General features: G+C 70.6%; 12 protein-coding genes and 1 pseudogene. 4 read left to right on the top strand and 9 right to left on the bottom strand.

Annotation, left to right across the window (positions count from 1 at the left end; all coding sequences use genetic code 11):
* Nucleotides 1-262: 262 nt before the first annotated feature.
* The 7 genes from ABTY98_RS13840 to ABTY98_RS13810 all read right to left on the bottom strand — a co-directional run bounded on the left by ABTY98_RS13840 (nucleotide 263) and on the right by ABTY98_RS13810 (nucleotide 7,328).
* Nucleotides 263-1,057, bottom strand: a complete 795-nt coding sequence (locus tag ABTY98_RS13840) for an ABC transporter ATP-binding protein (RefSeq protein WP_352221107.1) — start codon at nucleotides 1,055-1,057, stop codon at nucleotides 263-265.
* A complete protein-coding gene (locus ABTY98_RS13835) occupies nucleotides 1,050-1,979 on the bottom strand; it encodes an ABC transporter permease (RefSeq protein ID WP_352221106.1) in 930 nt (309 codons plus the stop codon). The genes ABTY98_RS13840 and ABTY98_RS13835 overlap by 8 nt, the downstream gene beginning before the upstream one ends.
* 140 nt (nucleotides 1,980-2,119) lie before the next feature.
* Nucleotides 2,120-3,004, bottom strand: coding sequence for a glycosyltransferase family 2 protein (locus ABTY98_RS13830; protein ID WP_352221105.1), 885 nt, complete (start codon nucleotides 3,002-3,004; stop codon nucleotides 2,120-2,122).
* Nucleotides 3,001-3,744 (bottom strand): CDP-alcohol phosphatidyltransferase family protein, encoded by a 744-nt coding sequence (locus tag ABTY98_RS13825; protein WP_352221104.1) that lies wholly within the window; start codon nucleotides 3,742-3,744, stop codon nucleotides 3,001-3,003. Before ABTY98_RS13825 ends, ABTY98_RS13830 begins: the two co-directional genes overlap by 4 nt.
* A gap of 13 nt (nucleotides 3,745-3,757) precedes the next feature.
* Nucleotides 3,758-4,819 carry an iron-containing alcohol dehydrogenase family protein gene (locus ABTY98_RS13820; RefSeq protein ID WP_352221103.1) on the bottom strand — a complete coding sequence of 354 codons (1,062 nt, stop codon included), beginning with the start codon at nucleotides 4,817-4,819 and terminating at the stop codon, nucleotides 3,758-3,760.
* Nucleotides 4,807-5,559, bottom strand: coding sequence for a phosphocholine cytidylyltransferase family protein (locus ABTY98_RS13815; RefSeq protein WP_352221102.1), 753 nt, complete (start codon nucleotides 5,557-5,559; stop codon nucleotides 4,807-4,809). The genes ABTY98_RS13820 and ABTY98_RS13815 overlap by 13 nt, the downstream gene beginning before the upstream one ends.
* A complete protein-coding gene (locus tag ABTY98_RS13810) occupies nucleotides 5,556-7,328 on the bottom strand; it encodes a DUF5941 domain-containing protein (RefSeq protein WP_352221101.1) in 1,773 nt (590 codons plus the stop codon). Before ABTY98_RS13810 ends, ABTY98_RS13815 begins: the two co-directional genes overlap by 4 nt.
* Nucleotides 7,329-7,704: 376 nt before the next feature.
* Here ABTY98_RS13810 and ABTY98_RS13805 point away from each other — a divergent pair, with 376 nt between their 5' ends.
* Together ABTY98_RS13805 and idi are read left to right on the top strand one after the other, a co-directional pair.
* A complete protein-coding gene (locus tag ABTY98_RS13805) occupies nucleotides 7,705-8,646 on the top strand; it encodes a cation diffusion facilitator family transporter (protein ID WP_352221100.1) in 942 nt (313 codons plus the stop codon).
* A 213-nt stretch (nucleotides 8,647-8,859) separates the two neighbouring features.
* Entirely contained in the window at nucleotides 8,860-9,453 is a 594-nt protein-coding gene (idi, locus tag ABTY98_RS13800; protein WP_352221099.1) for an isopentenyl-diphosphate Delta-isomerase, read from the top strand.
* Nucleotides 9,454-9,459: 6 nt separating this feature from the next.
* On the opposite strand, the gene ABTY98_RS13795 is transcribed toward idi, so the two are convergent.
* On the bottom strand, nucleotides 9,460-9,954 hold the full coding sequence (locus tag ABTY98_RS13795; RefSeq protein ID WP_352221320.1) for an ATP-binding protein: 495 nt from the start codon (nucleotides 9,952-9,954) through the stop codon (nucleotides 9,460-9,462).
* Between the two features lie 272 nt (nucleotides 9,955-10,226).
* Here ABTY98_RS13795 and ABTY98_RS13790 point away from each other — a divergent pair, with 272 nt between their 5' ends.
* On the top strand, nucleotides 10,227-10,982 hold the full coding sequence (locus ABTY98_RS13790) for an enoyl-CoA hydratase/isomerase family protein (protein WP_352221098.1): 756 nt from the start codon (nucleotides 10,227-10,229) through the stop codon (nucleotides 10,980-10,982).
* On the opposite strand, the pseudogene ABTY98_RS13785 reads toward ABTY98_RS13790, so the two are convergent.
* Nucleotides 10,954-11,259, bottom strand: a pseudogene (locus tag ABTY98_RS13785) (DJ-1/PfpI family protein); the annotation flags it as partial. The gene ABTY98_RS13790 and the pseudogene ABTY98_RS13785 overlap by 29 nt on opposite strands.
* 47 nt (nucleotides 11,260-11,306) lie before the next feature.
* Here ABTY98_RS13785 and ABTY98_RS13780 point away from each other — a divergent pair.
* A complete protein-coding gene (locus tag ABTY98_RS13780) occupies nucleotides 11,307-12,176 on the top strand; it encodes an SCO6745 family protein (protein WP_352221097.1) in 870 nt (289 codons plus the stop codon).
* Nucleotides 12,177-12,255 lie beyond the last annotated feature (79 nt).

Here is a 12,255-nt window from a genome sequence, read left to right as displayed (position 1 = left end):
ATACACACTATTTCGGACACGCCGCCCAGCAATCCGCGGGGCGGCCCGGCCGAGGGTGTCGCGCATTATCGCCCCACTTGCCGCTTTCCGGGACCGGTACAGCTTACGTTGTACAACGCATCGAGGTTCGTCGGGGTGTCCCGCAGATCACAACAACACACCGATTGGCTTCAAGATTCCTAAGGCGGGCCGGAGTTGACGTTTCCTTTGCAGACGCCGGGCCCCGCCGGAAAGGTTCCGACGGGGCCCGGCGTCCACTGGGCTACTTGCCCGTGAACTTCTCGTACTCCGTGAGCACCTCTTCGGTCGGGCCGTCCATGCGCAGCTCACCGCGCTCCAGCCACAGGACCCGGTCGCAGGTGTCGCGGATCGACTTGTTGTTGTGGCTGACCAGGAACACGGTGCCCGCGTGCTCGCGCAGTTCGCGGATCCGGTCCTCGGACCGCTTGCGGAAGGCCGCGTCGCCGGTGGCCAGCGCCTCGTCGATCATGAGGACGTCGTGGTCCTTGGCGGCGGCGATGGAGAACCGCAGCCGCGCCGCCATACCGGAGGAATAGGTGCGCATGGGAAGGCTGATGAAGTCGCCCTTGTCGTTGATGCCGGAGAAGTCGACGATCTCCTGATAGCGATCCCTCACCTCCTCGCGGGACATGCCCATCGCGAGCCCGCCGAGGATGACGTTCCGCTCGCCGGTGAGGTCGTTCATCAGGGCCGCGTTGACGCCGAGCAGCGAGGGCTGCCCGTTGGTGTAGACCCGGCCCTTCTCGGCGGGCAGCAGGCCGGCGATGGCGCGCAGCAGGGTGGACTTGCCGGAGCCGTTGGAGCCGATCAGGCCGACGGCCTCGCCACGGTAGGCGACGAAGGAGACACCGCGGACGGCGTGCACCTTGCGGACACCCCGCTCCTCGCCGCGCCTGAAGATGCGGCTGAGGGCGGCCGTCGCGTTGCCCTTGCCGCTCTTGGCGCCGTTGACGCGGTAGACGATGTGCACGTCCTCCGCGATGACGGTGGGGATCCGATCCCCCTGGTTCCGCTCCGCGTCGTTCAGCTCAGCCACGGCCGTACCGCTCCTCCGCCTTCCAGAAGTACATGAAACCGCCGCTGAAGACGACCAGGGCCCAGGCCAGCGCGATGGCCCAGACATGCGGCGGGAGGTTCTCGGAACCGTAGCCGTCGATGAGCGCGAAGCGCATCAGGTCCATGAAGACAGCCGCGGGGTTCACCTGGAACAGGAGCCGCGCCCACTCCGGGCGGTGCTCCATCATCTTGCTGATGGAGAACATGACACCGGACATGTACATCCAGGTGCGCAGCACGAACGGCATCAGCTGGGCCAGGTCCGGCGTCTTGGCGCCCAGGCGGGCCACGATCAGCGCCAGGCCGGTGTTGAAGAGGAACAGCAGGGCCAGGACCGGCAGTACCAGCAGCCAGGACAGCCCCGGGGTGGTGCCGAAGCCGATCACCACGGCGACCATGACGATCATCGAGAACAGCAGCTGCTGGAGCTGCTGGAGCGCGAAGGAGACGGGCAGCGCGGCGCGCGGGAAGTGCAGCGCGCGCACCAGGCCGAGGTTCCCGGAGATCGCGCGGACACCCGTCATGATCGAGCTCTGCGTGAAGGTGAAGGTGAAGACGCCCGTGACCAGGAACGGGATGTACATCTCCTGGGACATACCGCGGCTGGCATGCAGGACGACGCCGAAGATGAAGTAGTACACGGCCGCGTTCAGCAGGGGCGTGGCCACCTGCCAGAGCTGGCCGAGTTTGGCCTGGCTGTACTGGGCGGTGAGCTTCGCCTGCGAGAAGGCGAAGACGAAGTGCCGGCGTCCCCAGAGCTGGCGTACGTACTCGACGAGCGAGGGACGGGCGCCGCTCACCGTGAGCCCGTACTTGGCGGCCAGCTGCGCCGCCGTCAGGCCCTCGTCGGGCGACGGCACCGCGTTCACCGCGATCCCGACGTCGTGCGTTGTCTCACTCAAGGGTGGAAGCCTTCGTCCTCGGATTCGTCTTACGTTCGTCTTACGGAATTGTGCTACTGGAGGCGACACGTATCCGCCATGGGACACGTTCCCGAGGGTGTCCGCGCGCCGAGCGCGCGCGACACGCACCTTCGAGCTTCTCAGATCACCGGGGGCCGGCCCAGTCGCGTGAGCTTCCACACGGTCCGCCAGCGCATGGGCCGACGGGGTCCGCACGGGGTGGTCCAGCCCTCGCGGAAGCCGGCGAACCAGGCGTGCAGGGCCGGGCGCGAGGGGCGGCGCACCAGGGTCAGCAGCAGCCACACCCCGAGGTAGACGGGGACCAGGGGGGCGGGCAGGTTGCGGCGAGCCAGCCACACCCGGTTGCGGGCGACCATCCGGTGGTAGACCGCGTGCCGGGAGGGGGCGGTCGTGGGGTGGTACAGCACCATGTCGGAGCGGTAGTCGATCATCCAGCCGGCGTCCAGGGCCCGCCAGGCCAGGTCGGTCTCCTCATGGGCGTAGAAGAACTCGTCCGGCAATCCGCCGACCTCGGCGAGGACCTGGGTACGGACGGCGTTGGCGCCGCCGAGGAAGGTGGTGACCCGGGAGGAGCGCATCGGGTCGGAGGCCCGCAGCCTCGGCACGTGCCGGCGCTGGGTCCGGCCGGTGTCCGGGTCGGCGATGCGGAAGCTGACGATGCCGAGCCTCGGGTCGGCGGCGAAGGCCTGCCGGCACAGCTCGGCGGTGTCGTGCCCGGGGAGCAGTCCGTCGTCGTCGAGGAAGAGCAGTATGTCGACATCGCGGCCGCTGGGGCCGAAGGCCTCTATGCCGACGTTGCGGCCGCCGGGGATCCCGAGGTTCTCGGGCAGCTCCAGGGTGCGGACGCCGTCCGGGACCTCCGGGACGGGCGAGCCGTTGCCGACGACGACCACCTCGACCGGGTCGCCGTCCTGCCTGGCGACCGAGTCGAGGAGGGCCCGCAGTTCGTCGGGGCGGTTGCCCATGGTGATGACGACCGCACCGACCTTCAGCCCGGCGCTCACCGCAGCCTGCTCGACGCGAGGACGGAGACCAGGTGCAGGAGGGTCTGCAGCAGCGCGATCCCGGCGAGTACGGCGGTGCCGAGCCGGGTGTAGAAGAGGTCGCCGCGGACCTGGTCGACGATCGCGAGGGCCAGGATCAGCAGGGATGCCTCGATACCGAGGATCAGCCGGTGGAACTTGAACGCGGCGGCGGCCCGGCGGGCCAGCGCCATCCCGGAGGAGCGCATCTCGGCGGCGGTCTCCTTGACCACCGGCAGCCCGGCCTGGTGCCGGGCGACCCCGACGAGGTCGGTCTCGGCCTTGATCAGGATCGCGCCGAGCGCGCCCAGGGTGCCCAGGAAGGCCCACAGCCAGTCGATCCGGCCGCTGCCGAACAGGTCGGCGGCGCGCAGCCCGAGCCCGACAAGCACGGCCGCGTCGGTCAGGTACGCCCCCACCCGGTCGAGGTAGACCCCGCCCAGCGAGTACTGCTGCTTCCAGCGCGCGACCTCGCCGTCGACGCAGTCCAGCAGCAGGTACAGCTGGACGCAGACCACACCGAGCACGGCGCCCGTGATCCCCGGCACCAGCAGGGCCGGGGCAGCGAGCACACCGAAGACGGTCATCAGGTAAGTGAGCTGGTTGGGCGTGACCCTGGTGTTCACCAGGTAGCGGTCGACCCGCAGGGACACCTCGCGCATATAGAGGCGCCCCATCCAGTGCTCACCGCTGCGCCGGTCCTTGACCCCGACGGGGTGCACGACCGGACGTAGTTCAGCTACCGATGGCCTTGACATAGTCGGTGTAGGAGTCCTTGATCTGGTCGGTCTTGAGGTCGAGGTGTTCGAGGATGGTGTAGCGGCCGGGGCGGGTCTCCGGGGCGAACTCGACGACCCGGACGAACTCGTCCACGGTGAAGCCGATCTCCTCCGGCAGTACCGGCAGTCCGTGCCGGCGCAGCACATCGGCCATGAACGCGGACTCCTCGTGGGATCCGCGCAGATACATCGCGAAGGCCGCGCCGAGCCCGCACTGCTCGCCATGGCTGGCGGCACGCCTCGGGTAGAGCAGGTCGAAGGCGTGGTTGATCTCGTGGCAGGCGCCGGAGGACGGGCGGGAGTCGCCCGACACCGACATGGCGATACCGCTGAGCACCAGAGCCTCGGCGAGCACCTGGAGGAAGTCGTTCTCCCCAATGCCGCCGGGATGGCGCAGCACCGCCTCGCCGGCCTGCCGGGCCATGGCGGCCGCCAGTCCGTCGATCTTCTCGCCGTTGACGCGGTGGGACAGCTCCCAGTCCGCGATCGCCGAGATGTTGGAGACGGCGTCCCCGATGCCCGAGCGCACGAAGCGTGCCGGGGCCTCGCGGATGACGTCGAGGTCGATGACGACCGCGATCGGGTTCGGCACGCCGTAGGAGCCGCGGCCCGCGTCGTTGTCCAGGGTCGCGACCGGCGAGCACAGGCCGTCGTGCGCGAGGTTCGTCGGGACGGCGACCAGGGGCAGGCCCACGCGCGCGGCCGCGAACTTGGCACAGTCGATGATCTTGCCGCCGCCGAGGCCGACGACCGCGTCGTAGTGGCCGGCCTTGATCTCGCCGGCCAGCCGGATCGCGTCGTCGAGGGTGCCGCCGCCGACCTCGTACCAGGTGGCGCCGGGCAGGCTCGGCGCGATGCGCTCGCGCAGCCTGCTGCCGGAGCCGCCGCTGACGGCGACGGCGAGCCGGCCGGAGTGTGAGATACGTTGGTCGGCGAGCACGCTCGCGAGGTCGTCGAGGGCACCCGGACGGATGTCGACGACGACCGGCGAGGGGATCAGCCTGGTCAGTACTGGCACGCGATCTCCCGTCCCCGGGCGAGATCGTCGTGGTTGTCGATCTCGACCCACCGGACGTCGCCGATCGGCGCCACGTCGATCCGGAAGCCGCGGTTGACCAGCTCCTGGTAGCCGTGCTCGTAGAACTGCTGTGGGTCGCTCTCCCAGACCGTCTTCAGCGCGTCGGCGAGCTCGGGGGCCGCGTCGCCCTCGATGAGGGTGACGCCGATGTACTCGCCGGTGGCCTCGGCGGGGTCCATCAGCTTGGTGATCTTCGTCATGCCGCGGCCGGCGTCGACGACGACCTTCATCTCCTCGTCCGCGAGGGACTTCACGGTGTCCAGGGCGAGGATGATCCGCTTGCCGTCGCCGCGGGCGGCGAGCAGCGTCTTCTCGACGGACACCGGGTGCACGGTGTCGCCGTTGGCGAGGATCACCCCGTCCTTGAGGACGTCACGGCCGCACCACAGGGAGTAGGCGTTGTTCCACTCCTCGGCCTTGTCGTTGTCGATGAGGGTGAGCTTGAGGCCGTACTTCGCCTCCAGGGCCGCCTTGCGCTCGTACACGGCCTCCTTGCGGTAGCCAACGATGATCGCGACCTCGGTCAGGCCGATCTCGGCGAAGTTGCCGAGGGTCAGGTCGAGCACCGTGATCGAGTCCTCTATCCCGGCAGGCCCCACCGGCACCAGCGCCTTGGGCAGGCTGTCGGTGTAGGGGCGCAGACGCCGTCCGGCGCCGGCCGCCAGCACGAGGCCGATCATGCGGGTTCTCCTTCATCGTGTACGGCGGGCGCCCCTGCGGACACCCAGAAGCGGATGCTCTCGACGAGCACCAGCCCGGCCACGGCCACGGCCAGGACCGTGAGCGCGACCTCGAACTGCGTGACGGTGAGCACCGCGGCCCCCACCGTGACCAGCAGCGTTCGCCCCTCCTGCCCCCCGATGGCGCGTACCAGCCAGGCCGGCGGCGCCCCGGCGTTGCCGCGGATGCGGTACACCGTGTCGTAGTGATGGTAGGCGACGGCGGCCACCAGGCCGAAAGCCGCAGGAAGGGTTCCGTTCATCCCGGATTTGCTTGCGAGGACGAGGACGGTGCCGTATTCGGCGGCCCGGAAGAGGGGCGGGACCAGCCAGTCGAGGGCGCCCTTGAGCGGGCGGGCGAGGGCCTGACCGGAGGCCAGGGCATAGACGACGGCGCCCGCGACCGGTGCCCAGGTCACACCTGAGAAAAGGGACACGGTGAGAACCGCCACTCCGGCGAGCGTCACCAGGAGCGGGGAGCCGAGCGGGGCGGGCATCGCACGGGACACGAATCCGGCGAGCGGGCCGTTGTCGGCCAGGTCGGCCAGCGCCTCCGCCGCCCGGTCGGTACGCCTCGCCCTCCGGGTCAGCGAGCGCAGCACCCGCCCGGCCGTGGTGTAGGTCGCCGCGAAGGCGCAGCCGACCAGCAGCACACAGAAGGTGATCCGCGGGGTCGTCACCGCGGTCAGGACGGCTATCAGTGCCCATCGTTCGCCGATGGGCAGGACTATCATCCGGCGCACCCAGACCGTCCAGCCGACGCCGTCGAGCTTGTCGGAGAGGGCCGCGGTGGGGCTGGTGTTGGCCGTGGCGTCGTGGTTGGCCTCGTTGAAGGAGAAGTCCACCACGTGCCGGCAGGTCTGCAGGATCATCGCGCCGAGGGCGAGGGCCCATACATCGTCATGGCCGCCGCCCCGGGCCGCGCCGAGGGCCAGGCCCGCGTAGTAGGCGTACTCCTTGGCCCGGTCGAAGGTGGCGTCCAGCCAGGCGCCGAGCGTGGAGTACTGCAGGGAGTAGCGGGCGAGCTGGCCGTCCGTGCAGTCCAGGACGAAGGACGCGATGAGCAGGACGCCCGCCGCGACGAACCCGGCACGGGTGCCGGTGGCCGCGCAGCCCGCCGCGACGAGGGCGGTGAGCAGGGAGGCGGTGGTGACCTGGTTGGGAGTCAGCCCGCGCTGGGCGCACCAGCGGGCGAGGTAGCGGGAGTACGGGCTGATGAAGAAGGTGGTGAAGAAGCCGTCGCGGGACTTCACGGCCGACTTCAGGCGTACGGCCTCGTCGTCGACGGCCGCGACGGCCTGCCGTGCCTCGTTGCGGGCCTGTGGGTCGGCGGGGACGGCGGCGACCAGACTGCCCAGCTCGGGGCGGTGCACGTCGGTGTCCAGGGCGGTGACCAGGCCGTCGACGGCGAGGGCGGTGCCGCCGCCGCCGGCGGCCTCCCGGGCCAGCGCCCGGCTCAGGGCCTGACGGCCGGCCGGCTGGGCGGTGACGGCGCCCGGGATCGCGGCGAGCGGGAAGCGCGGGTCGGTGAGGCCGAGGCGCAGGGCGTGCACATGGCCGACGAACCGGGCGTCGACGACGGCGACCCGACGGTCGGCGGGCACGGCCGCGAGGAGGATCGCGGTGTCGGCACTGTCCGAGGCCACGGACACCTCGAAGCCGAGCGCCCGCAGATCGCTCTCCAACGACGAGCCGGGGACCGGCTGGCCGGTGACGATGGCGGTCGACAACCGAACTCACTCCCTGGGTGCCGGCGCACGGGCGCCGGTCTACTGCATGGTGGGGCGGTGTGCCTGGTGGCCCCCGGGTGGCATTCGGCAGAGGTTATCGGATGGTGAGGACTGCTTGTTCACCGGCCGTTCACGGTACGGACGACCCACTCTGCCCCGGCCTTTGCCGAGATCATCATCCGTGATCCGGCCCCCGACCCACAAACCGCGCTCACAGAACGGGCATTGAGGACATGGGGAGTAACCGAGGGTGCCCTGAACCGGGATTGGTTTCCGCAGGTCAGGGCACATGACAACGGTGTTCACTGCCGCGTTGCCGGATACCCCCCACCCGTAGTTCACTGTGATCCCGGGCGGAACACAGGAGGCGTATCTCATGGGGGCAGGGCACGACCACGGCCACGCGCACACCCACGCGCCGGCCACCGGCACCGCCGCGGCGGCCTATCGCGGACGGCTGCGGGTGGCGCTCGCCATCACCCTCGGGGTGATGGTCGTCGAGATCGCCGGCGGTCTGCTCGCCGACTCGCTGGCGCTGATCGCGGACGCGGCCCACATGGCGACCGACGCGCTGGGCCTGGGCATGGCGCTGCTGGCGATCCACTTCGCGAACCGCCCGGCGAGCACCAACCGCACCTTCGGCTACGCCCGTGCCGAGATCCTGGCCGCCCTGGCCAACTGTCTGCTGCTGCTCGTGGTCGGCGGCTATGTGCTGTACGAGGCGATCCAGCGGTTCCTCACGCCCGCGGACACCGAGGGCGACCTGATGATCGTGTTCGGTCTGATCGGCCTGGTCGCCAACATGATCTCGCTCACGCTGCTGGTGCGCGGCCGGCACGAGAGCCTGAACGTGCGCGGTGCCTTCCTGGAGGTGGCGGCCGACGCGCTGGGCTCGCTGGCGGTGCTGATCTCGGCCGCGGTGATCCTGACCACCGGATGGCAGGCGGCCGACCCGATCGCCTCGCTGGTCATCGGCCTGATGATCGTGCCGAGGACGGTGAAGCTGCTGCGCGAAACCCTGGAGGTCCTGCTGGAGGCGGCCCCCAAGGACGTGAACATGACAGAGGTGCGGTCGCACATCCTGGCGCTGGACGGCGTACAGGACGTCCATGATCTGCACGCCTGGACGATCACCTCGGGGCTGCCGGTGCTGTCGGCGCACGTGGTGGTCCGCTCGGACGTGCTGAACGCCATCGGCCACGAGAAGATGCTGCATGAGCTGCAGGGCTGCCTCGGCCATCACTTCGACGTGGAGCACTGCACCTTCCAGCTGGAGCCGGGCGGCCACGCGGAGCACGAGGCCCGGCTCTGCCACTGATCGTGCCGCTCTCCGCCCGGCCGGCGGGGCGGAACGCGGCGGCCGGAGCTCCCCCGGCGTCCTTGTGTTCGACACCCCCGGGCGGTTCCCGTTCACACCCGTAGGGCACGATCAACTACCGGGTCCCTCTTCCGGCGTGCCCGTGCCGGGAAGTGCCGGGAGTGTCGGATTCGTACGGCAGACTTGGTGCGAAGACCGAGGCGAAGGATGGGTATGCCGATCACACCTGCCACCGCGACGCAGAGCACGTCGAAGGGCACAACGGACGCGATCTTGCTTGAACTCGTCGACGAGAAGGGTGTGACCATCGGGACCGCGGAGAAGTTGGCCGCGCATCAGCCACCCGGGCAGTTGCACCGGGCGTTCTCCGTCTTCCTCTTCGACGAACAGGGCAGACTCCTGCTCCAACGGCGGGCGCTGGGCAAGTACCACTCCCCCGGTGTGTGGTCGAACACCTGCTGCGGCCATCCCTACCCCGGTGAGGCCCCCTTCGCGGCGGCGGCCCGCCGCACCTTCGAGGAGCTGGGCGTCTCCCCGTCCCTGCTCGGCGAGGCGGGCACGGTCCGCTACAACCACCCGGACCCGGCCTCCGGCCTGGTCGAGCAGGAGTTCAACCACCTGTTCGTCGGCCTGGTGCAGGCACCGCTGGCGCCGGACCCGGAGGAGGTCGGTGAGACCGCCTTCGTGACGGCCACCGAGCTGACCGAGCGGCACGCCCGGGACACCTTCTCGTCGTGGTTCATGACCGTGCTGGACGCGGCCCGCCCGGCGATCAGGGAGCTGACCGGCCCGTCCGCGGGCTGGTGAACGGCCTCACGGCAGCGACGCGGGTTTGAGCGGCAGGGCGGCCCAGATCACCTTGCCGCCGCTCGACGTGTGCTCCACGTCCACGACTCCGCCCGCCTCCCGGGCCACCTCCCGCACCAGCAGCAGCCCCCGGCCGCCGGTCTGGCCGTGGTCGGCCTCCAGGGCGGTCGGGCGGTAGGGGTGGTTGTCCTCCACCGACACCCGCACCCACTCGGCGCCGACGGCGACCTCGACGGCGAGCACCGGCGACAACAGCGCCGCGTGCTTGACCGCGTTGGTGACCAGTTCGGAGACGATCAGCAACAGCCCGTACACCAGGTCCTCCGAGACCGGGACGCCCTGGCGCTGGAGCAGGTCCCGTACGGCGCGCCGCGCCTGCGGGACCGAGGCGTCCACGGCGGCGGCGGTGAACCGCCAGACTCCTTCGTACGGCAGCGGATCCGTAGGCGGAGCACCGCCTCCCTCTGGACGCGGGTCGTGCCCACGCCCGTGGTTCTCCATCGTCCGGTCGCCACCCTCGCGCTCGATTGTCACCACACGACGAGTGTTGGTAACGACCCCCTCCGCTCCGGATGCCTGAACGCAAGTCAGCAACTATCGAACGCTTCTGACCGTTGGCGTATGACAACGTCAATTGAAGGACTGCTCCTGTCCTACGAAAGCCGACTTCGCGCACTATTAGGGTTGTACTGCAACCACTGGGGACGCGGGGTCCGTCGATCCGCGGCTCCGCCGCCTGGGCGCGCAACGCCACGCCGATAGCATCCGGCAGTATGGAGCCCCACCTCTCCCACCAGGTCACCGACGCCGTGGCCACCGTCGTCATCCACAACCCCGCCAAACGCAACGCGATGACCGCCGCGATGTGGCGAGCCCTGCCACCGCTCCTGCACGAACTGTCGGCCGACCCCGCCGTCCGGGCCCTCGTGCTGGCCGGCGAGGACGGAACCTTCTGCGCCGGTGCCGACATCTCCACCCTCCAGGGCTCCGCCGCCGAGGCACAGTCCCTCGCCTGCGCCGCCGAGGAGGCTCTCGCCGCGTTCCCCAAGCCGACGCTCGCCGCGGTCCGCGGCCACTGTGTCGGCGGCGGCTCGCAGCTCGCGGCGGCCTGCGATCTGCGGTTCGCCGAGGAGGGCGCGCTCTTCGGGGTGACCCCGGCCAAGCTCGGGATCGTCTACCCGGCCTCCTCCACCCGCCGTCTGGTGTCCCTGGTCGGCCCCGCCGCCACCAAGTACCTGCTGTACTCCGGTGAGTTGATCGACACGGAGCGGGCGTTGCGCACCGGACTGGTCGACGAGGTACTGCCGGACGGCGAGCTGGCCAAGCGGGTGGCCGAGTTCACCCGGATCCTGGTCGCGCGCTCACAGCTGACGCAGGCGGCGGCGAAGGAGTTCGCGAACGGCCGTACCGACCGCGACGACCACTGGACGCGGCAGGCTCACGGCAGCGGCGACACCGCCGAGGGCGTCGCCGCGTTCCTGGAGCGCCGTCAGCCGCGGTTCACGTGGGTTGTTCCCGGCCGAGGATGAACCGGCTCATCGAGCGCAGCAGCTCGACGACCCCGGCGGGCGCCTTCTGCGGGGAGCCCGCGTCGCAGGGCGGCCGCGGGTCGTACTCGATGCCGAGTTGCACGGCCTGGGCGACGGTGTCTGCGGCGATCCGGCCGAGCAGGGCGAACCCCATGTCGATGCCGGAGGAGACGCCGGCCGCGGTGACGTACTTGCCGTCGGTGACGACCCGCTCCCCTGTCGGCTCGGCGCCGAACTTCCGCAGCTCGTCGAGGGCCGGCCAGTGCCGTTTGGTACGGACGCGGCACTGGAAGTCCGTACCGACCAGTCGGTAACGTGCTCGCCATGACCACTGCCGCCCTGGAGCCGCGCGCCGGCCGCCGCTGCCACACCCTGCTCAACTCCCTGCACGCGACCCACTTCTTCAGCCCCGAGCTGGCCGAGGAACTCGCCGCGCTCGGGGTCACCCACCCGCGGGCCGTCAACTTCGCGGTGCGGGCCGCCGCGTTGGGGCCGGTCGGGCCCGGCACGGTGACGGCCACGTTCTACAACTACAAGTACGAACTGGTGGCCCGGCATGTCCCGGCCGTCTGGGAGACCGCGTCACCCGGCGATGTCCTCGCCGCACGCGCCCGTGCCGTCGACGCCTCGATGCGGCGGCTGCTCGGCGCGGACGCGGTGGCCTCCGCCGGAATGGCCGAGGCCGCGCGGCTCGCGCTGCGTGCCACCGAGGCCTGCTCCCGCTCCGGCCGCCCGCTGTACGCGGCGCACGCGGATCTGCCGGTGCCCGAGGAGCCCCACCTCGCCTACTGGTACGCGACCACACTGCTGCGCGAGCACCGTGGCGACGGGCACCTCGCGGTGCTGATCGCGGCCGGTCTCGACGGACTGCAGGCGGTGGTGACGCACACCGCGACCGGCAAGGGCATGAACCCCAAGTGGGTGCTCGCCACACGCGGCTGGAGCCGGGACGACTGGGACGCCGCGGTGGAGCGGCTGCGGGAGCGCGGGCTGCTCGACGCGGCGGGCGAGCTGACCGAGGCGGGGACGGCCCTGCGGGCGGAGATCGAGACGGAGACGGACCGGCTGGACCGGGCACCCTACGAGCATCTGGGGGCCGACGGAGTGACCCGGCTGACCGAGCTGGCGAAGGGGTTCGCGGGGGCGGCGCTCGCCGCGGGGGCCTTTCCGGCGGATCTGGTCGGCAAGGGGTGAGCCGAGCGCCGTTACGGCCGGTTCGAGAGACACATGGGGCACAGGGAACGCGACGGGAGTACGACTTCGTGTCGCGGAA

This window comes from Streptomyces sp. NPDC096040 (assembly GCF_040303265.1).
Classification (GTDB): domain Bacteria; phylum Actinomycetota; class Actinomycetes; order Streptomycetales; family Streptomycetaceae; genus Streptomyces.
Note: the sequence above shows the minus strand (reverse complement) of the source record. Positions and strands in the feature narration are given on the sequence as shown.